Genomic DNA, 25,058 nt, shown 5'->3' with positions numbered 1-25,058 from the left:
CTTAAAGCAATGGCGAAACAAAAGTTACTAAGTCCAGAAGGTATTGCTCACAGAAAACAAAGATGTTGGGATGTGGAGGCAGTATTTGGCAACATAAAACACAATATGGACTTTAGAAGGTTTATGTTAAGAGGTCTGGATAAAGTAGAAACAGAAATAGGTCTAATTGCAATGGCGCACAACCTTAAAAAAGTGAGTTTAGCGATGTAAGAATCGCTTTGACTCATTTTAACTGGCCACTAATCACCTAATTAACAAACCAAGTTCAAAATAATATCAGAAAAACCAAAAAATAAAAGGTCGCCTAAATAGTTTTTAGACGACCTCTTTTGTGTTTACTAGGTCTGTTGTATACTGCTTTGTTAGTATTACGTAACTTTTTCTTCTTGCCCAATGCTTGTATTCATTCCTCAATAATTTATATTGTACTTTAATCTGAACGTTACCGTGTTCATTGTTGTAAATTTCACTTTATTATAAGCCAGGTAAATTTGGAATAATAAGGTAAATCACGGAGAGAGTGAAAATAGCACCCCAATATGAAAAAGAATCGCGTTACTATTACAGATATTGCCCGCGAGCTAAATATATCCCCATCTACTGTTTCCAGGGCCCTAAAAGATCATCCTGCACTAAAGAGAGAAACCAAGGATGCCGTTAAAGCTTTGGCCGAAAAGTGGGATTATCAGCCTAATCTACTCGCGTTAAGTCTTCTCAATAGAAAATCTAACACAATAGGGGTTATAGTGCCAGAGATTACCAGTCATTTTTTCTCGGCAATAATTACAGGAATTCAAGATGTGGTGGGAAAATCAGATTATAATATTATGATCTGTTTATCCAATGAATCCTATGAGGAAGAGCTTATTCTTGTAAAGAAGTTATTGAACATGCAAATAGATGGAGTGTTAGTGTCCCCTTCTTCGGAGACCGACGATTTTGACCACTTTCGTAAGCTTCAGAAAAATGGAATTCCCGTAGTAGTCTTCGATAGGGATTGCCCCGGTCTGGAAGCCGATAAAGTATTGGTAGATGATTATTCCGGGGCCTTCCAAGCCGTGGAATATCTTATTGATAGAGGGTGCAAAAATATAGCGCATTTGGGGGGTCCCCTCAATTTAAGTACTACAGGGCACAGGCTTAATGGATATTTAGATGCCTTAAGAAAGAATAATATGCCTATACGAAGAGAGCATATTGTGCACGTTCCAGGTTTTTCGCATAAGGATGGAATAAAACCTGCCAAAAAACTATTTCAATTAGACAATCCTCCTGATGCAATATTTGCAATGAACGATAATATTGCAATCTCTGCAATGCATGTAGCCAAAAAAATGGGGCTAAAGATACCTGAGGAAATTTCCATATTGGGTTTTGACGATGAACCGCACTCTTCATTTTTTACACCTACCTTATCCACCGTTTGGCAGCCTGTTTACAGTATAGGGATGCTTTCCGCCAGGATATTGTTGAGCCATTTAAAAAATAAGGATAACCAATTGAAATTTAGAAAGGAAATTTTTAAGCCCGAATTGGTTATTAGGAACTCTTCAAAATAAATAAACTTACGGAATGGTGAGAAGGCCTATGTGCTCTATGCAAACCTTTGCATAGAGTTTTGGGTAGGTTTTCTTCGGAAGGTCAATTATTTGTTGTTATTTGGAGTAGCTGTTAAGACTCTGATGGTCAATAAAGAAGAATTTAAATGCGACTTTCACCTAAAGTTTTCTATGAACATTGTTATGGCACTTATGCCATTCCCGCTGTGAATGTTTTTACCATGGAACAGATACATGGGCTGTTCAGTGCTGGGGAAAACGCAAATGCGCCGTTTATTGTACAGCTAACTCCTGCAGCAAGGAATTATGCAGACCCAAAAATGTTAGAGGCCATGATTACAGCAGCGGCAAGGATATATCCTAAAGCAACTTACGCGGTACACCTAGACCATGGCGATGATGCCCATGCCTTGAATGCCATACTATCTGGTAACTATCAATCCGTGATGATAGATGCTTCCCATGATAATTTTGAAAATAATGTGTCGCGGACCAAAAAAATAGTCGATAGGGCGCATGCAGCCAATGTTTTTGTAGAGGCAGAATTGGGGGTGCTTAGTGGGGTGGAGGACGATAGGTCTATTGATGAGGAATTAGCTAGATATACCCAGCCTTCCCAAGTAGAGGAATTTGTAGCACGTACAGGTTGTGATAGTTTGGCAGTTGCCGTAGGAACCAGTCATGGCGCTTATAAATTTTCTGGAGGTAATGGGATTCAGTTTACTATTTTAAAAGAAATTCAGCAACGGTTGCCCAAATTCCCGATAGTTCTTCATGGAGGATCTGCCGTTAATAAGGTGGAAATAGACCGAATAAATAAAGCAGGCGGAATTTTAAGCGACGGTGCTTCGGGGGTTTCCCCAGAGGAGATTGTAAAATCCATCGCCTATGGCGTGTGCAAGATCAATATTGCCACGGATACCAGACTTTTATGGACCCGCGTGCATAGGGAATTTTTTAGGGATACTCCCGAGCTGTTTGATCCCGTAATCCCAGGTAAGATATATATGGATGACTATAAGCAATTTATGCTGCAGAAATTCGATCTTTTGGGCGCTACGGGGAAAGTAAGTGATTTAAAATTTTAAGAAAAAATATAATGGAACATAACTCACATCTACAGGTAAAAGCCAAAACCATTAAAGGAGTCTATCATCATATTACTCCAGAAACAGCAAATTGGAACTACCTTAGTTTTGAAGCCAGATTGATGAATAAAGGAGAAACTTGGCAGCATGATACCCAAGATAACGAAATGGTAATTGTGCTATTGAGCGGGAATTTTAAAGTGGAAAGTGATCAAGGCAATTGGGAGACCAAAAATGGTAGAAAAGATGTTTTTAGTGGGGTTGCTCACACCCTTTACTTATCCCGTAATACCAAATTTACATTAACGGCAACGAGCAATACCCTGGATATTGCCTATGGTTGGTGCAAAACTACGGAAGATTTCCCAGCACAGTTCGTAACTCCGGAAGAGACACCCGTAGTTATCTTTGGAGGGGACAATGCTACCCGACAATTCAATGATTTAGTCCCTCCCGGATTTGGCTGCAGTAAGATAGTAGTTCGGGAAGTGTATACTCCTTCTGGAAACTGGAGTTCTTTTCCAGCCCATAAACACGATGAGCGTAAGGTAGATGACCAAGGTAAGGTGTTAGAGCCCATACAGGAAGAAACCTATTTTTATAAATTTCAAAAACCGGAAGCCTATGCCATTCAGCAGGTGTATACCAAGGATAGGTCCTTAGATGAAATTGTTAGGGCCAGACATAATGATGTGGTGATGATACCCAAAGGATTTCACCCTGTTGTGGCAGAACATGGTTTTCATTGTTATTATCTAAATTTTTTGGCTGGAACCGACCAATGCCTCGCCAATACAACAGACCCAGATCATGAATGGATATATGATTCATGGAGTGGTAAAGATAAGAGACTGCCCTTGGTGACTGCAGAAATGAACAACCAAAAGCCTTAAATATGAACAGTAAAAAGTTTGATGTAATCACATTTGGAAGGTCGTCCATAGATCTGTATTCGCAGGATATTGGTGCTCCTTTCAGCGAAATAAAGGGTTTTGATGCCTTTGTTGGTGGTTCTCCACTAAACATTGCAGTAGGTTGTGCAAGGTTGGGTCTTAACGCTAGTTTGCTGACCGCCGTTGGAAATGATAAGGTGGGCGAATTTATTCTCGACTTTTTGAATAATGAAGGAGTAAATACCCAGTTTATTCCCGTGAAAAATGGAACTAGGAGCAGCGCCGTAGTTTTAGGTATAGAACCACCCGATAAATTCCCCCTCGTCTATTATCGGGACAATGCAGCAGATAGTCAGGTAGATATAGATGACGTGGATAAAGCTCGTATTCCAGAACATAAAATAGTATTGATAAATGGTACCGCACTTAATGTTGAACCAACAAGAAGTGCAACCTTTTATGCTACTGAAATTGCCAATAGGAACAAAGTAGATGTAGTATTGGATCTAGACTTTAGAGCAGATCAGTGGCACGATTATCGAGCATTTGGACTCACCGTTAGGGCCATATTACCCAGGGTTAAAATCGCCATTGGTACCGAAGAAGAAATTCTAGCGGCAACCATGAGTAACGCTTCCCAAGTAACGATAAAAGATCAGCAGATTTCAGCACCTGAGATTGAAGGAGATATATCGGCCTCTATAAAACAACTTCTTGGATCTGGAATAGAAACATTGATTGTAAAACAAGGCGAAAAAGGGGCCACTATTTATACGAAGGATGGGATGGCGCAGCAAGTCCCTGGCTTTCCCGTTGAGGTACTCAATGTTTTGGGGGCGGGAGATGCTTTTGCAAGTGGATTTTTATATGGGCAACTACAAGGCTGGGACGTATGGAAGTCGTGCCGAATGGGTAATGCAAGTGGGGCACAGGTAGTAACCAAAAAAGGATGTGCCAATTTTATGCCCACCCTAAAAGAATCATTGGAATTTATAGCAGAGAAAGGCGGATTTTAAAATGTGACTCATGAAAACAAAAAGACTTACCGTTAGCCAAGCAACTATAGAATATTTAAAAAACCAATATGTGGAACGCGATGGCGAAGAACATCGGTTTTTTGCTGGATGCTTGGGGATATTCGGACATGGCAATGTTGCGGGAATAGGACAAGCCTTGCACCAAAACCCAGATTTTCCATTTTACGTAGCAAGAAACGAGCAGGGAATGGTACATACTGCAGCGGCCTATGCCAAGGTGAAAAATAGATTGCAGACCTTTGTCTGTACTTCTTCAATAGGTCCAGGGGCTACCAATATGATTACTGGTGCCGCAGCGGCAACCATAAATAGGATTCCTGTATTATTGATTCCAGGAGATATTTTCGCTACTAGGCAAGTAGCTCCTGTATTACAGCAATTAGAAGCTGCCCATACCCAAGATATCTCAGTAAACGATGCTTTTAAGCCCGTATCCAAATATTGGGATAGGATCAATAGACCGGAACAACTAATTACGGCATTGCCTGAGGTGATGAGAGTACTTACCTCCCCTGCAGAGACAGGGGCCGTTACCCTGAGTCTACCACAAGACGTACAGGCAGAGGCTTATGATTTTCCGGAGGAAATGTTTAAGAAAAGGGTATGGTATATAGGTAGACCCATGCCCGATAGAGGGTTATTGGAAAAAGCCATTTCTGTAATTAAGAATAGTAAGCGGCCCTTGATTATTTCTGGAGGAGGAGCCATTTATAGCGGTGCAACGGATGTTTTAAAAAGAATGGTTAATACCACTGGGATTCCTGTTGCAGAAACTTTCGCGGGGAAAGGCTCCTTGGATTATGATGAGCCACAAAACCTAGGTGCTGTTGGCGTTACTGGAACTCCTGGGGCCATTGCCATGGCAAAGGAAGCAGATGTGGTAATTGGTATAGGCACCAGATATAGCGATTTTACAACTATTTCTAAATCGGCTTTCCAAGATCCTAATGTACAGTTTATCAATATTAATATTACTGAGTTCGATTCTTTTAAACATGGGGCACTACCTCTTGTAGGTGATGCTAAGGCAATTTTGGAAGTGATGGAAAGGGAGCTCTCCCAATTTAGGGTAGCTACTGATTATCGGGAAAAAGTAACAGGGTATAACAAAAGTTGGGACAGTTTTGTTTCGGAAATCTATGAACAAAAAAATGAGGTACCTGCTTTTCAGGGTGAAGTTATAGGAGCGGTAAATACCTTTTCAGATGCTTCCGATATTGTAGTCTGCGCTGCGGGAAGTTTACCAGGTGACCTCCATAAACTTTGGCGAACTAGGGACCCCAAGGGATTTCATTTAGAATATGGCTATTCCTGTATGGGATATGAGATAGCAGGTGGCCTAGGAGCTAAAATGGCTAGACCCAATAGTGAGGTTTATGTTATGGTAGGCGATGGGAGTTACTTAATGATGTCTCAAGAAATAGTCACTTCGATACAAGAAAAACAAAAACTCACTATTATCCTACTAAACAACAACGGATACTCCAGCATCGGCAGTCTATCTAGTTCTTTGGGTAGTGAGGGTTTTGGCACCTACTATAGATATAGAAATGAGGAAACCCAGCAGTTAGACGGGGGGCTTTTGCCTATAGATTACGCTGCCAATGCTTCCAGTATGGGCGCACATGTTATAACGGCAGGAACTATAAAAGAATTTAATGAAGCCCTAATAAAAGCTAAATCCATTGAGACTACTACCCTTATTTATATTGAGGTAGATAGGAAAAAAGCAGTTCCAGGATTTGCCTGGTGGGATGTTGCAGTGGCAGAAGTATCCGAGAAAAATGCTGTTAAAGATTCCTTGGAGACGTACAGGGAAAATAAAAAATCACAAAAGTATTATTTATAGAATGTTATAAACCATAAATCAACCAACCAACCGTATGGATACCAATCTGATAATTATTTTAGGTTCCTTTCTCCTGTTCACTGGAGGGGTCGCCTTTTTTACCTGGTATAGTCTTAGGAAAACCGACTTAGCTTCCCTAGATGGGTATTACTTGGGCGGAAGAAGTTTAACTGGAGTGGTGATCGCTGGATCAATGTTGCTCACCAATATTTCCTCTGAGCATCTTATTGGGATGAACGGGAATTCATACGTAAACGGTTTTATCGTAATTGCATGGGAAGTTACTTCTTCCATAGCATTAGTGATAGCTGCCATATTTTTTGTGCCCAAATATTTAAAAATGGGCTTAACAACCATTCCCCAGTTCTTGGAAAAAAGATTTGATAGCCTTACCAGGACCATGGTAGCAGCTATCCTTATCTTTTCTTTTGTGGTGACCCTATTGCCTATTGTACTCTACTCTGGAGCTATTGGTATAGAAAGCCTGTTTGGCGTATCTGAAGCTTTGGGAGTAGACAAGACAGAAGGACTTTGGATTACAGTGGTGGCCATTGGGGTTATTGGCTCCATATACGCCATTTTTGGAGGCCTAAAAGCGGTGGCCTATTCAGATACTATTAATGGAATTGGACTTTTGTTGGGGGGCTTATTGATCCCATTTTTGGCCCTTATGGCAATTGGAGATAATAATATTGTAGACGGCTTGGTAAAGGTGTACAATTATGCGCCAGAGAAGTTTAACGTAGTGGGGGCCAGGGATTCGGTTTTGCCTTTTGAGGTGTTGTTTACAGGCCTTATAATCAATCAGCTTTATTTCTGGGGGATGAACCAGACAATTATCCAAAGGGCTTTGGGAGCGAAAAATTTAAAAGAGGCCCAAAAAGGATTGTTGTTGACCGGGCTTTTTAAAATATTGATTCCACTGGTAATTATACTGCCAGGAGTAATTTGCTACTACTATTTTCAAGATACCTATTTTGATCAACAAGATTCCGTTTATCCCCAATTAGTGAAAAAGGTACTGCCTGTTTGGCTGATTGGTTTTTTTGCAGCAGTAATTATGGGAGCCGTTCTCAGTACCTTTAATTCTGTGCTGAATTCGGTGGCTACCTTGTTTAGTATGGATATTTATAAGAAACATATCGCTAAAAATGTAAGCGATAACAAACTGGTGAAAATAGGCAAGCTTACTTCCGCAATATTGGCTGTGATAGCCATTTTTGCTGCCCCTATGGTGGCTAATGCTTCGGACGGTTTATATCAATTGCTGCAAGAATTGAACGGTATTTTCTTTATCCCGATCGCTTCCATCCTATTGGCAGGATTCTTCATGAAAAAGGTGTCCGCCACAGGTGCAAAAACCGCATTAATATTCGGGCTTTGTTTTTATACGTTTATGACTTGGGGCTATACTAGCCACGGTATTCATTTTGTACACCTTTGGGGAATAGAGTTTGTATTGAATGTCGCTATCATGTACGCGGTCTCCCATTATTATCCCAATACTAATAAATATGAAATTACAGATGTAGGTGCAGTGAACCTAACTGCTTGGAAATACACGGTGCCCATGTCTATTGGATTATGTGCCGTTACGGTCCTTATCTATGTGTTGTTGTGGAACAACTAATTAAAATCTAATGGAACCTAATATAAAAATGATTGGAAAATGAACATACTAAAAAATTATATCGATGGGGTTTGGACCGCAAGTGCGTCCAAGGAAACAGTAGATGTAGTGAACCCCGCTACACAAGAGGTTATGGCCAAAGTGCCTTTTGGCTCTGGTACTTCTGTAGATGTAGATTTAGCGGTGCAGGCTGCTTTTAAGGCGTTTAAGGAGTGGAGCAAGGTTCCCGTACTAAAACGGGTACAAGTCTTGTACAAGCTAAAATCCCTTATGGAAGAAAACATGGAATCTTTGGCGGAAACAATCACCATGGAATCTGGTAAAACTTATGGTGAATCGGTGGGTGAGATTCAAAGGGCCATAGAAAATATTGAAGTGGCATGTGGTACCCCTATGCTAATAGCTGGGGACGTAATAGAGGATATTGCCACGGGTATTGACGAAATGATGATTAGACAGCCTTTGGGAGTTGCAGCATGTATTACGCCTTTTAACTTTCCTAGTATGATCGTTTTTTGGTTTCTTCCTTATGCCATTGCCACAGGGAATGCTTTTGTAGTAAAACCATCAGAAAAAGTTCCGCTTACCATGATGAAGATCTTTGAAATGATAGATCAATTAGACATTCCAAAAGGACTGGTGAGTTTGGTGCATGGAGGTAAAGATTCCGTAGACGCCATTTTGGAACATCCCACAATCAAGGCAATTAGTTTTGTTGGTAGTACCCCTGTAGCTAGATATATATATTCCAAGGGAACTGCAAACGGCAAAAGAGTTCAAGCACAAGGAGGGGCTAAAAACCCGGTAGTGATACTGCCCGATGCGGATATAGAAATGTCTTCTAAGATAATTGCAGATTCCGTTTATGGCTGTGCAGGCCAGCGTTGTTTGGCTGCCTCAACCATTATAACCGTTGATGACCAGAAAAAACAAATTAAGGAGGCACTTTATGAAACGGTAAAATCCAGAACCACCGGATATGGACTGGATAAGGATATTAATATGGGACCTGTAATTACGCCTCAAAGTAAGGAGCGAATAACTGGACTGATTCAAAAAGGGATCGATGAAGGGGCTAATCTTCTTTTAGATGGTAGGAATGCCCATATATCGGGTTATGAAAGAGGAAATTTCCTTACTCCGACTATTTTAGAAAATGTGGCGCTAGACAAGGAACTTATTAAAACAGAAATTTTCGGCCCGGTGATGAGTTTAATAGCGATGAAGAACATAGATGAGGCCCTTAAGTTTGTTAATGGGGGAGACTATGGTAATATGGCCTGTATTTTTACTGGTAGCGGTGCCAATGCCAGAAAATTCAGAAACGAGGCCGATGCGGGAAATATTGGTATAAATATAGGTGTGGCCGCACCAATGGCGCAATTTCCATTTAGTGGGTGGAAGGATAGCTTTTTTGGAGACCTGCACGGGCAGGGCAAACACGCTATAGAGTTTTTTACCCAGACCAAGGTAATTATTGAAAGATGGCCAAATATTTGGTCCCGAAAATTTTAATATCCCATTAATGATAAAAATAGCTAATGCCCCATGCTCATGGGGTGCCTTGGAGTTTGACTTGGAAGAAAAATCCGATGAGATAGGTTTTGAACAAGTATTGGATGAAATTAAAGAGACCGGATATCTAGGAACCGAGCTAGGGGATTGGGGCTTTATGCCCACAGATCCTAGTAAATTGAAGGCGGAGATAAGCAAAAGAGGACTGCAGCTTTTAGGGGCCTTTGTCCCAGTAGCTTTGGCAGATAAGAGCAAGCATTCCAGGGGTGTGGAGGCTGCATTAAAGGTGGCCCAGCTGATGTACAATTCGGGTTATAAGAATGCTTTCATAGTGCTGGCAGATGAGAATGGTTCGGTGACTGAGCGGACCAAAAATGCGGGAAGAATTACATCAGAAATGGGTCTTTCAAAGGAACAATGGAGCGTTTATGCTTCAGGCGCCGAAAAGATTGCCCAAGCGGTAAAAGATAAATATGGGATAAGAACGGTTTTTCATCACCACTGTGCCGGATACGTCGAAACTCCAGAAGAAATTGACATGTTGATGTCGCTTACAGATCCAAATCTCTTAGGGCTTTGTTTGGACATGGGTCATTACGCCTTTGGAGGCGGAAATCCGCTACATGCGCTAAAGAAGTATGATGAAAGGATATGGCATGTACACTTTAAAGATTATAGTCCAGACGCTGCAAAAGCTTCACAAGAGGTAAACGGAGATTATTTTGATGCTATTAAACGGGGCGTATTTTGTGAATTGGGAAAGGGGAATGTAGACTTCCCCAGAATTATATCTCATCTAAAAGAGAAGGGATATAAAGATTGGATTGTAGTGGAGCAAGATATATTACCAGGGATGGGCAAACCCAAAGAATGTGCCCAAGCCAATAGGGATTACTTAATTTCTTTGGGCCTTTAGTTCTAGGAACATTTTTATAACCATTAGTAAACATTTAAACTTATGACAAAAGTTAAATTTGCCTTGGCAGGCCTGGGAAGAATTGGGAAAATCCATTTGGAAAACTTACTGCAAATGGAACATGTAGAGGTGGTGGCCGTAATGGATCCTATGGAAGAATGTAGGGAATATGCCCGTAAATGGAATATTCCCCATATCACAGGCACGTTTAAGGAGCTATTGACTGTGGACACGTTTGATGCTGTAGTAATCTGTTCACCTACAGACACCCATGCCAATTATGTAGAAATGGCCGCAAAGGCAGGAGTCCATGTGTTTTGTGAAAAACCGTTGGATCTATCTATGAAAAGGGTTGTAGAAGTATTGAAAGTGGTGGAAGGCGCAAATATTGAATTGATGTTGGGATTCAATCGAAGGTTTGATAAGGAATTTAAAAAGGTTCACGAACTGGTAAAGGAAGGCGCCGTTGGACTTCCTCACTTGGTAAAGATAACAAGTAGAGATCCAGGTGCCCCTCCTATAAGCTATATTGAAAAATCTGGTGGACTTTTTCTTGATATGACAATCCACGATTTTGATATGGCGAGATATGTAGTAGGGAAAGAAATAGTAGAGGTCTATGCAAAAGGAGCTGTCCTTATTGATCCATCAATCGGGGAGGCTGGTGATATAGATACCGCTGTGGTAACATTGACCTATACAGACGGTACTATGGCCATTATAGATAATAGCAGAGAAGCGGCTTATGGTTATGATCAACGTATTGAAGTATTTGGGTCTAAAGGAATGGTGCAGGCCAATAATAATTTTATGGATTCACATCGACTTTATACCGATAAGGGAATCCAAGCATCCCTACCCTTACATTTTTTCCTGGAAAGATATGCTATGGCCTATAAAACGGAGATGCTCGAATTTGTAAGTAGCCTAAAAAATGGAACGGTAGTACCCGTGGATGGGAAAGATGGATTATTGTCACTTAAAATTGGTTTGGCGGCTATAAAATCCCTTCAAGAAAAAAGACCCGTCCAGATAGAGGAAATTTCAATTTAATATATCGCAGTTACTAAAAGTCCAATAGAAATAAATTTAAAATATTAATGACTTCGTTTTGGGATAAATCGTATGATTGAGAAATCCGCATTAGTTTATCAACAGGTACATTAAACTGAAGTACAAAACTTGGTGTTTGCAATTATGTAGGTTTTAATCTCTAAATCTAACTACATAAATAGGGTGTTGCGTTATTGTCGAATAAAGTATTGGTAATATGAATTAGAAATCACACCGCTAAAATGTCTTTTTATTTGAGCTGATAAATCGATTATTTATTGAATATAAAACAAATAGTAAGTTGAAAAAAGGTCAACCTAAGGTCAACAACGAATTTTTTCTTCTCCTTATAGAGAAGGAAGAAAAATGTGCTTTTGAGACCTTATTCAGACTCTACTATACGAAGCTTGTTAATATAGCAAAAGGTTACTTGGTTTATCATCAAGATGCAGAAAGCATCGTACAAAATGTATTTCTTAAAATATGGGAAAATAGAGCGGTTCTTAAAAAGGTAACTAATATTAATAGCTACTTGTATACCATGACCAAAAATTCTTGCTTGGACCAGTTAAAGCATGAAAAGATTAAACAGAACTATTTAGATAATAGTTATAGAATAAAATCTGAAATAAAATATCAATTCCTTCATGATGAGTCCGCATCTATGTTATTGGAAAATGAATTGGAAAGTAAAATTATTCAGAGCATTGAGCTATTGCCCGAAAAATGTAAAAACATTTTTAAAAAGAGCCGACTTGAGGGTTTAAAGCATGGCGAAATAGCCGACCAAATGGGTATTTCTCAAAGAACGGTAGAGAATCACATTTCCGTCGCAATTAAACATATGAAACTGCATTTGAAGGAATTTATAACTTTTTCTCAATAAATTATAATTTATAACTAGGTGTAAATCTTTTCTGAATCGTCTATATAATATAACACTAGACGATGTTGGATCATAAAATATCCAAATACTTAAGAGGAACTGCAACTTCTCATGAAGAAAGGGAAGTTGAGAAGTGGATTATTGCTTCCGATAATAATGTAAAAAAATTTAATCTTTTACAAGCTAAGTATGTTGTTTCTACTTTGGATATTTCCAATACAGATTTAGATCCCTCTTATTATATTATTATTAATAAGCATAATCAATCTTCTAAAAATAAAAGTCGCGTAATATTAGAAGGTTCAGAAAAAGACAGGCAAGTAATCTATAAAGACAAAGGAACTCAAAAAGCGGAACTAGTATACAATACCCTCTCAGTTCCCAATGGGGAAAGAGTTGATTTAATGCTTTCAGATGGAACTAAGGTAATTCTTAATTCAGGGACTTCCCTCAGATATCCAGTTCAATTTTTAGGGTCTGAAAGTAGACAAGTTTTTCTGGATGGGGAAGCTTTTTTTATGGTGGCTAAAGACAGCCATAGTCCATTTGTAGTCAACACTGAGGATATTAAAGTAAGGGTGTTGGCGACAAAATTTAATTGGTCTTCCTATCCGGAGGACCAATTTGTGAATACCACACTTATTGAAGGATCGATTTCAGTATATAATAGTAGTCAGACTTTTGATTCTTCCAATGCATGCGTATTGGAGCCAGGGCACAAAGCCGAATAGAAATAGATATAATCTGCAAATGTTAATTGAGGAGGTAAACATAGCAGAACATATTAATTGGATAAATGGAAAAATTTTATTGAGACATGTACCCTTTAAAAAAATAGTAAAAAAACTAGAGCGACATTATAATGTGAAAATTATAAATAACAACAAAAAATGGGGCCAAGAATTAATTACAGCAAGTTTTGATATTGAAACTATTGATCAAGTCTTCCAAGTGTTCAATGAGACCTACAAAATGGACTATAATATTAAGGAGGGTCAAATAATTATTAATTAAATAAACTAACCGCCAATGGACTAGACTTTCTAAGATTTAGGTAAATCACTTTTTAAGGTTAACCACCTGAATTATAGGATGTGTAACAATAATTGTCCTAAAGGGCGCCTACACTTCCTACTGAAATTTGATTAAAATTATTAACCACCAAAACCATTTCACAAATATGAAAAACCAATATAGGCTTGGGTACCAAGCCCATTTACGACTACATTTTAATTTAAAAATGAAACTTACTACATGGTTGCTTTTAAGTATTTCACTTATTCAGGTTCAGGCCAATGTAAAAAATAATTCTTTTAAATACAGTGATGAGGTAGAAAGGATAGATGTATTTCAACAGTTCATGGTAGAAGGTACTATTTTAGATAGTAATGGTAACCCGTTACCAGGCGCCAATGTTCTGGAAAAGGGAACTACAAACGGAACCCAGTCCGCTTTAATGGGAAATTTACTATTAATGTAAATAACGAGAATGCTATTTTAGTGATTTCCTATATTGGATATACAGGTAAGGAAGTCCCCGTAAATGGTAATGCAAACGTATCCATTGCTCTAGAAGAAAGTGCTACTGGTTTAAACGAAGTGGTGGTAACAGCATTAGGGATTACCAGAGCGGAGAAGAAGATTGGTTACGCCACTCAAAAAATGGATGTAGAGGTTATTGAAGAAATAAATGCTCCTAACGTGGGAAATTTATTTACTGGTCAAGTAGCGGGTCTAACGGTAAGTAATCCTACAGGCTTGTTCCAAAAGCCGTCTTTTTCCCTCAGGGGCAAATCGCCCTTGATTGTGATAGATGGTATCGCTGTTGAAACCGACTTTTATGATGTATCTGCCAATAATATTGCAAATATTAACGTATTAAAAGGAACAACGGCCTCTGCTTTATATGGATCTAGAGGTAGAAATGGCGCCATATTAATAACGACCAAGAATGCCAAAGTAGATGGTCTAGAAATTTCAGTCTCCCATAATACGATGGTTTCTGCAGGTTTTACTGTTTTTCCGGAAACACAAAGTGAGTATGGCAATGGCTCCAATGGAAAATATGAATTCTGGGATGGAAAAGATGGAGGTATTTCCGATGGGGATATGATCTGGGGTCCTAAGTTTGAACCTGGAGTTATGGTTTCTCAATGGAACAGCCCTATTTTAGATAATGTTTCTGGTGAAACCATTCCTTGGTGGGGTGATGTTTATGGAACTCAATACGATGATAAATCGCGTTATTCCAGAGTGCCAACCCCATGGGAGTATCATGACAACCTTAAGGATTTCATGGGAACAGGTTATATTTCCAGTACCGATTTTTCAATTTCTAATAAGTCCGAGAAAGGATCGTTCCGCTTGTCCGGAAATTATTCCGACCAAAAGGATAGAGTTCCCAATTCGGGGCTTAAAACTGGCGGGTTAACTTTTAAATCAACAACCAAGTTATCCAATTCGCTTACTTTGGATAGTAAATTATCCTATAATAAAGTGTATTCTCCCAATTATCCTAGACATGGTTATGGTCCAAAGAACCATATGTATACTATCCTAATCTGGATGGGGGATGATGTTAACGGGAAAGAATTAAAAGAGCACATGTATATTCCTGGACAGGAAGGATATAGACAAGCCAACTACAATTACGCTTGGTATAACAACGTTTATTTTGCTGCTAATGAATTGAATCAGAAGTATGATGCAGACTTAATTAATGCTCAAATGTTGTTGAAATATGATATCGCCGAAGGGCTTACTTTGCAAGCCAGAGGTTCCGCTGTAATGCAGGATATTTTTGAGGACAGACAAAGCCCTAAAACTTATTTGAATTACGGAGATGCCAGGGAAGGGGATTACAAGACGTGGAATTCCAAAAGGCTGACTATAGATTATGATATCTTGACCTCCTATGCAAAATCCCTGACGGAAGATATTTCTTTCGATATTAACGCCGGTGCCTCTACATTTTATAGAAAATATCAGCAGGAATATAATTCAACTGATGGCCTTGTTGTTCCCTTTGTATATAGTCTAAACAACACCAGTGGTAATATTGCCGGAACTAATTATTATGAAGAAAGAGCCACCAATAGTGTTTATGCTACTTTGGGAATAGATCTTTATGATGCCGTCTTTTTAACAGCCGCTGCAAGAAATGACTGGTCATCCACCCTGCCGAAGGAAAATCGTTCCTACTTCTACCCTTCGGTTTCGTTAAGTACAGTTGTTTCTAATTATGTAACAATGCCGAAAGCTTTGGATTATTTAAAGCTATATGGATCATGGGCAAAGGTATCCAGTGATTTAAATCCATATAGTATCTCATCATACTATACCAATAGTGGCGTTTTTGGTGGAAATATAAAATTACAATATCCTAACGGATTGGTAAATTCTAATATAGAGCCCGAAAGTTCAAATTCGTTCGAAATTGGGTTAAGTTCAGCATTTTTACAAAATAGGATTGGGTTGGACCTTACTTATTACAATGTGGTAGACACTAATCAGATTATAGATTTACCAATTTCCAACACCTCAGGATTTGAAAATAGAAAGGTAAATGGAAATGAATATACCACAAATGGGTTTGAAGTCGTCTTAAATGCCAAACCAATAGTCATGGATGATTTCTCATGGAACGTTACGGCCAACTGGAGTAGACAGGTTAAGAAAATCACCGAAATATATGACAACAATTCCACATATAACAACCTTAAGCTAAATGATAGGGCAGATAGCTATTATGCAACAGTGTGGCAGAAGTCGGGTAATGGCGATCTAATTTTAGGGACTAACGGAATGCCTATTAGAGATAGTTATCCACAACTTTTGGGGCATAATGATCCTAGTTGGACCTTGGGTTTACAGAATAGTTTTAAATATAAAAAGTTAACCGTGAATATTGGTATAGACGGTGTATGGGGCGGTTTAATGCGTTCATTGACTGTTGAGAAAATGTGGTGGGGAGGTAAACACCCCTATTCTACAGAATTTCGGGATGCGGAATATGCGGCCGGTCAACCGGTTTATGTGCCAAAAGGTGTTCATGTAACCAGTGGAGAATTGGTGCAGGATGTTAACGGGGAGGTAATTTCAGACACAAGGGAATACGCTCAAAATACAACCGCGGTAAGCTGGCAGTCTTGGTCTCAGCAATATCCTTATAGAGCAGCTGTGACTTACAAGGAAAATAAAAAGTTTGCTAATATTTTTGATAGAAGCTTTTTTAAATTAAGAACGCTCTCCTTTAAATATGATTTTACCGAATTGGCCAACATTAATGGAGTTCAAAACTTAGATGTAACCTTTAGTGGCTACAACTTGTTGGCATGGAAGAAGGCTGATATTATTGATCCGGATTTTGGGAACGATAACAATTTACAGGATCCTTCTACAAGATACTTAGGTATAGGCATTAATGTTAAATTTTAGTAAAAGACACAAAATGAAAAAAATAGCAATTTTATTCAGCCTAACTGTATTGATGGTACTTACTGGATGTCAAGATCTTACAGATTTAAACGAGAACCCAAATAATGTTAGTCAAACACATCCACAACTATTATTGACCAATATTGCAAGTAATGCTTTTAGTGTAGATGGGACTAGCTCTTTATATGCAACCCGAATTTTGGTGCAGACCGATGGTGAAAACAATAATCAATACTATAGTTGGGACCGCGCTAGTTTTGATAACTATAATATGCTAGGGGAAGTTACCAAAATGATGCAGGAAGCAGAGCGTATTGAAAGTAATGAATATATAGCCCTAGCTAAATTTTTTAGAGCTTACTACTTCTATAATCTCACCCTAACATTTGGGGATGTGCCTTATAGTGAAGCGCTTATGGGGGAGATTGAGGAAAAGTATCTCCCTAAATATGATACTCAAAAAGAGCTCTTTGTTGGAATCCTAAAAGAGTTGGCAGAAGCTAACGATCTTTTAGAAGGCAATATAACTATTATCGCCGGAGATATTATTTATGGAGGTGAAACTGGTAAATGGCAAAAATTGGTTAATTCATTTAGGCTAAAAGTTCTTATGACATTATCTAAAAAAGAAGGAGATGCGGACCTTAACATAAAAAGTGCCTTTGCCAATATATTCAATAACCAGCCCATAATGGAATCCAATGAGGACAATGGTCAGTTGGTTTTTTTAGATGAGGAAGGAAGTAGATACTCAGAATTTAACTCTAGTAGTTATGGATCAGGAATGTATATGTCTTCTACCTTTATAGAAAGATTACAGGATAGACAAGATCCAAGATTGTTCATTTATTCTGGACAGACTAAAAATGCCAAGGAAGCCGGACTCGCAATTGACGATTTCACAGCTTATGAAGGTGGTGATCCTTTAGCCCCTTATGCCGAGGTAAATGACAAGGCTGCTGCAGGTGATGTTTCCAAGGTAAATTTAAGATACACTACGGATCCTACAACCGAGCCTCACAACTTAATGGGGTATTGGGAGCTGCAGTTTATATTGTCCGAAGCTTCTGTGCGTGGATGGATTACTACAAATGCTAAAGAGCATTATGAAAATGGCGTAAAGTCCTCTTTTAGTTTTTATAACGATTTTGCCAAGAATTATGAAAGCTATGTAGAACCTGCGGATGCGGATGCGTATCTTTTGGGTACTAAAGTTGCTTTTGATAATGCGCTTTCCACTGAGGTAAAGTTAGAGCTTATTTTAACCCAGAAATATTTAACTTCCTTTTTGCAATCGGGTTGGAGATCTTATTTTGACCATTTACGGACAGGATACCCCGCCTTTTCCCAATTACCAGGGGCTACTCCTCCCACTAGATGGATGTATCCCAATTCTGAATATCTTAACAATACTGAAAATGTCTCCGCAGCCATTGAAAGACAGTTTGGAGCCGGGAATGATAAAATTCGCGAAATACCATGGTGGTTAAATTAATTTATTACACCAACAAGACCTGTAAAACCTTTCAATCAGATAGTTTAAATAGCAAACTGTAAATGTGTTTGGTGGGACGTAACAAAAAGGATTAAAGGAATAATCATTACAATTTATATTGAAATCTATTAGATCATAGGGGACCTTTCCCTATGGTCTTTTATTAGAGGATTTCCTATTTAGAAATAGTTTTAAGCAAACCAAAACCAAGTAAATAGTTATGGGAAAAGGCGTGAAGTACAAAAAAATGGATAAATCCTATTTTGAATCCAGGGAACTTAAAAGACATGCTGGTGTATGGTCGTTATGGGCCTTGGGAGTTGGGGCAGTAATTTCAGGGCATTTTTCGGGATGGAATCTAGGCCTGGCTTCAGGAGGATGGGGAGGAATGTTTATCGCCACCTGTGTTGTGGCCGTTATGTACGTTGGACTTACCCAAAGCGTTGCCGAAATGTCACCAGCCTTGCCACATACTGGAGGAGCATATTCTTTTGCTAGGTCGGCCATGGGGCCTTGGGGTGGCTTCTTTACAGGTCTGGTAGAAAATCTGGAATTTATCCTTACCCCGGCCGTTATTGTTTTTTTTCTTAGTAATTATATGCAGGGTATCTTTGGTAGCGATCCAGAAATGTTGCCCTTTTGGTGGTTTGGTTTTTATACCTTCTTTACCTTATTGAACATTGTGGGTGTAGAACTCTCTTTTCGTTTTACTGTAGCCCTTACCTTATTGGCTTTGGGATGCTTGGGAATATTTTGGTTGTCCTCTATCGGTAGTGTCAATTTTACAACCTATGCACTGGATATTAAGGCAGGTGCCGATGGTAGTGCCGAACATTTGGCGGGGGGAGGGGGCTCCCTATTTCCTATGGGATGGGAAGGAGCTCTTAAAGCTATGCCCTTTGCTGTATGGCTGTTTTTGGCTATTGAACAATTGCCCCTAGCGGCAGAAGAATCTGTAGATCCCAAAAAAGATATGCCAAAGGGACTGACTTACGGAATTATTACACTGATTATTTCTGCTTTTTTAATAATTTGGCTCAATGCCTCCATCCCTTTAGGGTCTTATGCCCTTTCCCAATCCGGAGAGCCCTTGTTAGACGGATTTAAAGTGCTTTATGGGGATAACATTGCTAAACTCCTCGCATTAGTAGCTTCTATTGGTCTTTTGGCATCTTTTCATACCATAATTTTTGCTTTTGGAAGACAGATCTATTCGTTATCAAGGGCGGGCTATTTCCCTGTAATGCTGTCTTTGACACATAGTAAAAGAAAGACACCCTATACCGCATTAATTTTAGGCTCCTTAATCGGCTTTACAGTTTTAATGGTTACTAAATTCTTGGCTGGAAAGGAGAGCGAGGTTTTTATTGGAGGTGCTTTGCTCAACATTGCAGTTTTTAGTGCCATGTTATCCTATATTCTACAGTGTGGTTCCTTCTTATTATTACGGAAAAATAAGCCAGATCTAGAAAGACCATACATTAGTCCATTTGGGAAAATAGGTGCTTGGATAACTATCTTTTTGGCGAGTCTTATTATTTATTTTCAGCTTCAAGATCAGTCTTATAGAACGGCTGTTTTTATATCCATGGTCTATTTGGTCATAGGCCTAATTTATTTTGGGATTAAAGGTAGGCATCGATTGATACTCTCCCCCGAGGAAGAATTTGCCTTAGAGCACGAAACTAAAAAAGCATTGGTAAAAACAGAAGTTTTGTGACACAAAGTGGATATAAATAAATAAATTTATAGAAAAGGGTATATGAATTTGTATTTGCAAAAGTCATGAATACCTCGTAAAACAACTGGAGAAATGTGAACATTATTCCCAATAATTATTGGACCGATCTTTTAAAACCAACTAAATACAACCACATGCAAAAGGAAGAAAAAACGATGACCATAGAATCGGTTAAAAGTTATATCAAAGAACATCAAATAGAGAATATAAAGTTGGCCGTTGTTGATGTGGATGGGGTTCTACGAGGGAAATATGTACATTCCAAAAAGTTTCTTTCCGCCTTGGAGAAAGGATTTGGATTTTGCAGCGTTCTTTTTGGTTGGGATTCGAATGATGTTTTATATAAGAATGATTCTTTTACTGGTTGGGCAGATGGCTTTACCGATGCAAAGGCAACGATAGATGCTGCCAGCATGAGAATTTTACCAACAGAAGATTACAAATCAGTCATCTTTTTGGTAGATTTTTCGGAGAGCAATGCCGCTAGTGTTTGTCCTAGATCCATACTCCGTAAAATCTTGGATAGATTGGAGAAAACAGGATTCAAGGCCAGTGCGTCCTTTGAATTCGAATTTTTCTTATTCACAGAGACTCCAAAATCAATTCGTGATAAGAACTACAACAATTTGGAACCCATGACGCCTGGTAATTTTGGATATTCCATATTGCGAAGCTCTACCCATGCTAATTTTTATCACGAAATAATGGATCTCTCCCAACAAATGGGCATGCCCTTAGAGGGATTACATACAGAGACGGGAGCGGGAGTCCTTGAAGGTGCACTTGAATATTCCGAAGCGTTGAGGGCCGCCGATAATGGTGCTCTGTTTAAAAATTTCGTAAAGGTATGGGCACAACAACACCAACTAATGGCCTGCTTTATGGCCAAGTGGTCTTCAAATTATCCTGGGCAATCCGGACATATCCATATTTCATTGCAGAATAGGGACGGCTCATCTGCCTTTTATGATGATAGTAAGTCCGAAGGCATCTCCGATATTATGCGATGGTTTATAGGAGGACAGCAAAAATTAATGCCAGAACTGTTGGCTATGGTGGCCTCTACATGTAATAGCTATACTCGACTCATACCTGGCTTTTGGGCTCCCACAGCTGCCTCTTGGGGGGTAGACAATAGAACCTGTGCACTAAGGGCCATCACGGGATCTAAGAAATGCCAAAGAGTAGAATATAGGGTATCTGCCGCTGACATTAATCCATACCTAGCCCTTGCTGCCGCTCTTGGCTCTGGAATGTGGGGCATAGAGAATAAAATAGAACCTTCAAAGGCGGTTCAAGGTAATGCATACGATGTAGATTTTCCACAGGAACTACAGTTGCCTAGGACTTTATCCCATGCTGCCGAGAAGTTTAAGAATTCAAAAATTGCACGCGATTTGTTTGGCGATATGTTCGTAGACCATTATGCCTATACCCGACTTTGGGAAGATCAACAGCAACTTGGAGCCATAACAGACTGGCAATTAAAACGATATTTCGAAATAATATAAAAAATGGTACATACTATATCACCAATAGATGGGTCCACCTATTTTTCTGCCGAAGAACATGGGCCAAAAGATATTGAGCAGGTGTTAAACTTGGCTGAAAGTGCTTTTCCCATATGGGCAGCTCTATCCATCGCTGAGCGAGCAACTTATATTACATCCTTTGTTGAGGCTATTGTTCAGGATAAAAACGATATAGCTCTGGAAATTACTTGGCAAATGGGCAGGCCCTTGGGGCAAACCCCCGGAGAGATAAAGGGTTTTTCGGACAGAGCCCATTATATGATAAAGGTGGCGGAAGAAGCTTTAACCGATTATCAATTAATTGACAATAATAATCCTGATAAAAGATGGGTAGAACGTGTTCCAATAGGTGTTGTAAGTGTATTGAGCCCTTGGAATTATCCTTTTCTGACCTCTGTGAATGCCATTGTGCCAGCTTTAATGGCGGGAAATGTGGTGATTTTGAAGCATTCCTTCCAAACCCCGTTGGTGGCGGAAAGATATGCCAGTGCCGCTGCAAAAGCAGGATTGCCAAAGGGTGTTTTTCAAATAGTACATTTGAACCACAAAAATACGGCTCAATTAATTGGCGATGGCAGAATTAAAGGCGTATACTTTACTGGTTCTGTACAAGGTGGAATAGCAGTCCAAAATGCATTGTTGAACAAATTTATTCCCTGTGGTTTGGAATTGGGCGGAAAAGATCCCGCTTATGTTATGGCCGATGCCAATCTAGGGAATAGTATAGAAAACTTGGTTGATGGCGCATTTTTTAATAGTGGGCAATCTTGCTGCGGAATAGAAAGGATTTATGTCCACGAATCCCTTTATGATCAGTTTGTGGACGGATTTGTTGCATTGACCAAGCAATACAAATTAGGAAATCCTTTAAACACCGAAACCAACCTAGGACCAATGGTAAAAACCGATGCGGCCAATTACGTTAGAAAACAAATTGCGCAGGCAATCGCGAAAGGGGCAAAATCATTGGTGGCCGAATCGTTGTTCACGGCATCCAAGAAAGATACCCCCTATTTATCTCCCCATGTACTGGTGAATGTAGATCATAGTATGGAATTAATGACCATGGAGAGCTTTGGGCCTGTAGTAGGGATAATGAGGGTAAAGAACGATGAGGAAGCATTGCGATTGATGAATGATTCCCAATACGGACTTACCGCTTCCTTATGGACCAACGACATGGATAGGGCAATTAATTTGGGTGAGAAAATTGAAACCGGTACCGTGTTTATGAATCGATGCGATTATTTGGACCCGGCATTGGCTTGGACCGGAGTTAAAAACTCAGGAAATGGCGTAACCTTATCAAAGATTGGATATGAACATGTTACCCGCGTAAAATCCTTTAATTTTCGAAAAGCTTAAATAAGCAATTTATTGACCCATAAAATAAGAATTGATGCAAATAGCAAATACAAATTGGAATTATCCTACTACCATCTGGTTCGGAAATGGTAGAATAAATGAAATTGCACAGGCGTGCAAAAATCTGGGGATAGATAATCCTCTTTTTGTTACCGATGAGGGCTTGGTAAAACTGGAGATAGTTGATGTCACCTTGGATATTTTAAAAAAAGAGGGGATAAGTTTTTCGGTATATAGTGATGTCCAAGGAAATCCTACGGAACAAAATGTGGTAAATGGAGTGGCCCATTATATAAAAAATAAGCATGACGGGGTCATTGCCTTTGGGGGAGGCTCTGCCCTTGACGCTGCAAAAACTATTGCATTTATGTCCGGCCAGATTAGATCTTTATGGGATTTTGAAGATGTGGGCGATAATTGGAGTTATGCAGATTTAGCGGGGATAGCACCAATAATAGCCATCCCCACCACTGCGGGTACAGGATCCGAAGTAGGTAGGGCATCTGTGATTGTAGATGAAAAAATACATGTCAAGAAAATCATTTTTCACCCAAAAATGATACCTGCAATCGTAATATCCGATCCGGAGCTAACCTTGGGTCTGCCACCACATATTACCGCTTGGACAGGGGTAGATGCCATGGTGCACGCCATTGAGGCATATTGCGCCCCAGGTTTTCACCCAATGGCCGACGGAATAGCCATAGAAGCAATTCGGATTATTGCCAATTATTTGCCCCTCGCAGTAAAGGACGGTAAAAACTTGGAAGCTAGGGGGCAGATGTTGGTAGCTGCCTCTATGGGGGCCACTGCCTTTCAAAAAGGACTTGGTTCCGTTCATTCAGTAGCTCATCAATTAGGAGCCATTTATAATAAACAACACGGTTTATTAAATGCCATAATTTTACCATATGCTTTAAAACAGAATAAGGCTGCTATTGAAGATAGAATGGTTCATTTAAGTAAAGTCCTTGGATTGGAAAAGCAAGGCACCGAGGGTATTATTGATTATATAATTGGTCTGAGAAGAGAATTGAATATTCCGCATACGCTAAAAGAAATAGACATTAATGAGGATAATGCAAAGGAAATTGGAGAAATGGCCTTTAAAGACCCATCAACTCCTTCCAATGCAAGTCCGGTTAATGCAGCAGATCTTGAGAAACTTTTTAGAGCTGCGGTATCAGGAAATTTAAATAGCTTATAAAGTGAGACTCCTCATAGTAGAAGGTAATAACGAAAACACACGCTCGCAAAGGGAAGCCTATGGAATTATGCCATATCATTTAAAGTTCCAAGAAATGCTGAGGGGTTTGGTCCCTAAGGCACAGACAGATTTTGCCTTTCCTGCGGATGTGGCAATTGATTTGCCAACGACTTCAAAATTGGAACAATATGATGGTGTATTGTGGACGGGTAGTTCTCTTAGTGTCCTTGACAATATACCTGATGTTCAACGGCAATTGAATTTTGCCGATGATGTTTTTAAAAGTGGCATTCCATTTTATGGTAGCTGCTGGGGTATGCAGATAGCCACGGTGGTTGCGGGTGGTAAGGTGGTACGGAGCAAGAATGGATTGGAGTTTGGAGTCTCTAAGCCAATAGAAGTTACCCCATTAGGAAAGATAAGCCCATTTTTATCCCATCGAATAGCGCCATACTCCGCCCTATGTGTCCATTATGATGAAGTAGATGAAGTACCTCATAACGCCCTTGTTTTGGCTAGTAATTCCCATTCAAAAGTACAGGCCATGACATTCGATTTTAAAAAAGGATCATTTTTCGGAGTGCAATACCATCCCGAATTTAACACTTCCGAAATGGCACTGATAGCTTCTTTTTTATCCCAAAAATTAGTTGGAAGTAAGGTTTTTGATTCCTTAGAAGATGTTCAGGAATTTTGTTTGTTGTTGAGGGAACAAAATGGAATACCATTTGAAATTAGCGATTACCAACTCCATACCCAAGAAATTATGGCTTGGTTAAAGCAATTATCCGCTTAGGGAACCATTCAGTGTCCAATACTCCAAGATACCTTTAAAACCATAGCCTTTCCAACCCG

General features: G+C 39.4%; 21 protein-coding genes. All 21 read left to right on the top strand.

The genetic code is table 11. From position 1 onward, the window contains the following. On the top strand, nt 1-210 hold a 210-nt coding region (locus tag G466_RS0103765), incomplete at its 5' end, for a transposase (RefSeq protein WP_026812448.1). A 329-nt stretch (nt 211-539) separates the two neighbouring features. Next, the gene (locus tag G466_RS0103760) at nt 540-1,559 is read left to right on the top strand and encodes a LacI family DNA-binding transcriptional regulator (protein ID WP_026812447.1); all 1,020 of its coding nucleotides are present in this window, start codon (nt 540-542) and stop codon (nt 1,557-1,559) included. A 146-nt stretch (nt 1,560-1,705) separates the two neighbouring features. After that, on the top strand, nt 1,706-2,647 hold the full coding sequence (locus G466_RS0103755) for a class II fructose-bisphosphate aldolase (RefSeq protein WP_026812446.1): 942 nt from the start codon (nt 1,706-1,708) through the stop codon (nt 2,645-2,647). An 11-nt stretch (nt 2,648-2,658) separates the two neighbouring features. Beyond that, complete coding sequence (gene iolB / locus G466_RS21395; protein ID WP_034234525.1) at nt 2,659-3,540, top strand: 5-deoxy-glucuronate isomerase; 882 nt, start codon at nt 2,659-2,661, stop codon at nt 3,538-3,540. 2 nt (nt 3,541-3,542) lie between these two features. Beyond that, nucleotides 3,543-4,556, top strand: a complete 1,014-nt coding sequence (gene iolC / locus G466_RS0103745; protein ID WP_026812445.1) for a 5-dehydro-2-deoxygluconokinase — start codon at nt 3,543-3,545, stop codon at nt 4,554-4,556. A 10-nt stretch (nt 4,557-4,566) separates the two neighbouring features. Then, a complete protein-coding gene (gene iolD, locus G466_RS0103740) occupies nt 4,567-6,426 on the top strand; it encodes a 3D-(3,5/4)-trihydroxycyclohexane-1,2-dione acylhydrolase (decyclizing) (RefSeq protein WP_026812444.1) in 1,860 nt (619 codons plus the stop codon). A 34-nt stretch (nt 6,427-6,460) separates the two neighbouring features. Beyond that, nucleotides 6,461-8,056, top strand: a complete 1,596-nt coding sequence (locus G466_RS0103735; protein ID WP_034234522.1) for a solute:sodium symporter family transporter — start codon at nt 6,461-6,463, stop codon at nt 8,054-8,056. A 39-nt stretch (nt 8,057-8,095) separates the two neighbouring features. Further along, on the top strand, nt 8,096-9,571 hold the full coding sequence (locus tag G466_RS0103730) for a CoA-acylating methylmalonate-semialdehyde dehydrogenase (RefSeq protein ID WP_026812442.1): 1,476 nt from the start codon (nt 8,096-8,098) through the stop codon (nt 9,569-9,571). Between the two features lie 10 nt (nt 9,572-9,581). Then, on the top strand, nt 9,582-10,487 hold the full coding sequence (locus G466_RS0103725; RefSeq protein WP_026812441.1) for a sugar phosphate isomerase/epimerase family protein: 906 nt from the start codon (nt 9,582-9,584) through the stop codon (nt 10,485-10,487). Between the two features lie 42 nt (nt 10,488-10,529). Continuing rightward, nucleotides 10,530-11,540, top strand: coding sequence for an inositol 2-dehydrogenase (gene iolG / locus G466_RS0103720; RefSeq protein WP_026812440.1), 1,011 nt, complete (start codon nt 10,530-10,532; stop codon nt 11,538-11,540). A 301-nt stretch (nt 11,541-11,841) separates the two neighbouring features. Beyond that, the gene (locus tag G466_RS0103715) at nt 11,842-12,426 is read left to right on the top strand and encodes an RNA polymerase sigma-70 factor (RefSeq protein ID WP_026812439.1); all 585 of its coding nucleotides are present in this window, start codon (nt 11,842-11,844) and stop codon (nt 12,424-12,426) included. Nucleotides 12,427-12,488: 62 nt separating this feature from the next. Beyond that, on the top strand, nt 12,489-13,157 hold the full coding sequence (locus G466_RS23045; protein WP_051315511.1) for a FecR family protein: 669 nt from the start codon (nt 12,489-12,491) through the stop codon (nt 13,155-13,157). A gap of 19 nt (nt 13,158-13,176) precedes the next feature. Further along, nucleotides 13,177-13,440, top strand: a complete 264-nt coding sequence (locus G466_RS23040) for a FecR domain-containing protein (protein WP_051315510.1) — start codon at nt 13,177-13,179, stop codon at nt 13,438-13,440. A 166-nt stretch (nt 13,441-13,606) separates the two neighbouring features. Beyond that, on the top strand, nt 13,607-13,906 hold the full coding sequence (locus tag G466_RS24220) for a peptidase associated/transthyretin-like domain-containing protein (protein ID WP_205622018.1): 300 nt from the start codon (nt 13,607-13,609) through the stop codon (nt 13,904-13,906). 20 nt (nt 13,907-13,926) lie between these two features. After that, the gene (locus tag G466_RS21385) at nt 13,927-16,863 is read left to right on the top strand and encodes a SusC/RagA family TonB-linked outer membrane protein (protein WP_229797152.1); all 2,937 of its coding nucleotides are present in this window, start codon (nt 13,927-13,929) and stop codon (nt 16,861-16,863) included. A gap of 13 nt (nt 16,864-16,876) precedes the next feature. Beyond that, nucleotides 16,877-18,358, top strand: coding sequence for a SusD/RagB family nutrient-binding outer membrane lipoprotein (locus tag G466_RS0103695; protein WP_026812438.1), 1,482 nt, complete (start codon nt 16,877-16,879; stop codon nt 18,356-18,358). A gap of 220 nt (nt 18,359-18,578) precedes the next feature. Next, nucleotides 18,579-20,078, top strand: a complete 1,500-nt coding sequence (locus G466_RS0103690; protein WP_026812437.1) for an amino acid permease — start codon at nt 18,579-18,581, stop codon at nt 20,076-20,078. Nucleotides 20,079-20,233: 155 nt separating this feature from the next. Then, nucleotides 20,234-21,610, top strand: a complete 1,377-nt coding sequence (locus tag G466_RS24075) for a glutamine synthetase family protein (protein WP_026812436.1) — start codon at nt 20,234-20,236, stop codon at nt 21,608-21,610. A gap of 3 nt (nt 21,611-21,613) precedes the next feature. Further along, entirely contained in the window at nt 21,614-22,996 is a 1,383-nt protein-coding gene (locus G466_RS24070) for an aldehyde dehydrogenase family protein (protein WP_026812435.1), read from the top strand. Nucleotides 22,997-23,030: 34 nt separating this feature from the next. After that, nucleotides 23,031-24,203 (top strand): iron-containing alcohol dehydrogenase, encoded by a 1,173-nt coding sequence (locus G466_RS0103675; RefSeq protein ID WP_026812434.1) that lies wholly within the window; start codon nt 23,031-23,033, stop codon nt 24,201-24,203. Between the two features lies 1 nt (nt 24,204). Then, nucleotides 24,205-24,999: a type 1 glutamine amidotransferase gene (locus tag G466_RS23035; RefSeq protein WP_051315509.1), complete on the top strand. Its 795-nt coding sequence runs from the start codon at nt 24,205-24,207 to the stop codon at nt 24,997-24,999. Nucleotides 25,000-25,058 lie beyond the last annotated feature (59 nt).

It is taken from the genome of Arenibacter certesii DSM 19833, assembly GCF_000429545.1.
GTDB classification, from domain to species: Bacteria; Bacteroidota; Bacteroidia; order Flavobacteriales; family Flavobacteriaceae; genus Arenibacter; species Arenibacter certesii.
This window is presented reverse-complemented; position numbering and strand designations above follow the sequence as displayed.

Excerpts from the sequence above, each read along its gene's own strand:
- G466_RS0103760 (WP_026812447.1), top strand. The coding sequence starts at position 540 with ATGAAAAAGAATCGCGTTACTATTACAGATATTGCCCGCGAGCTAAAT.
- G466_RS0103755 (WP_026812446.1), top strand. The coding sequence starts at position 1,706 with ATGCGACTTTCACCTAAAGTTTTCTATGAACATTGTTATGGCACTTAT.
- iolB (WP_034234525.1), top strand. The coding sequence starts at position 2,659 with ATGGAACATAACTCACATCTACAGGTAAAAGCCAAAACCATTAAAGGA.
- iolC (WP_026812445.1), top strand. The coding sequence starts at position 3,543 with ATGAACAGTAAAAAGTTTGATGTAATCACATTTGGAAGGTCGTCCATA.
- iolD (WP_026812444.1), top strand. The coding sequence starts at position 4,567 with ATGAAAACAAAAAGACTTACCGTTAGCCAAGCAACTATAGAATATTTA.
- G466_RS0103735 (WP_034234522.1), top strand. The coding sequence starts at position 6,461 with ATGGATACCAATCTGATAATTATTTTAGGTTCCTTTCTCCTGTTCACT.
- G466_RS0103730 (WP_026812442.1), top strand. The coding sequence starts at position 8,096 with ATGAACATACTAAAAAATTATATCGATGGGGTTTGGACCGCAAGTGCG.
- G466_RS0103725 (WP_026812441.1), top strand. The coding sequence starts at position 9,582 with ATGATAAAAATAGCTAATGCCCCATGCTCATGGGGTGCCTTGGAGTTT.
- iolG (WP_026812440.1), top strand. The coding sequence starts at position 10,530 with ATGACAAAAGTTAAATTTGCCTTGGCAGGCCTGGGAAGAATTGGGAAA.
- G466_RS23045 (WP_051315511.1), top strand. The coding sequence starts at position 12,489 with ATGTTGGATCATAAAATATCCAAATACTTAAGAGGAACTGCAACTTCT.
- G466_RS23040 (WP_051315510.1), top strand. The coding sequence starts at position 13,177 with ATGTTAATTGAGGAGGTAAACATAGCAGAACATATTAATTGGATAAAT.
- G466_RS24220 (WP_205622018.1), top strand. The coding sequence starts at position 13,607 with ATGAAAAACCAATATAGGCTTGGGTACCAAGCCCATTTACGACTACAT.
- G466_RS0103695 (WP_026812438.1), top strand. The coding sequence starts at position 16,877 with ATGAAAAAAATAGCAATTTTATTCAGCCTAACTGTATTGATGGTACTT.
- G466_RS0103690 (WP_026812437.1), top strand. The coding sequence starts at position 18,579 with ATGGGAAAAGGCGTGAAGTACAAAAAAATGGATAAATCCTATTTTGAA.
- G466_RS24075 (WP_026812436.1), top strand. The coding sequence starts at position 20,234 with ATGCAAAAGGAAGAAAAAACGATGACCATAGAATCGGTTAAAAGTTAT.
- G466_RS24070 (WP_026812435.1), top strand. The coding sequence starts at position 21,614 with ATGGTACATACTATATCACCAATAGATGGGTCCACCTATTTTTCTGCC.
- G466_RS0103675 (WP_026812434.1), top strand. The coding sequence starts at position 23,031 with ATGCAAATAGCAAATACAAATTGGAATTATCCTACTACCATCTGGTTC.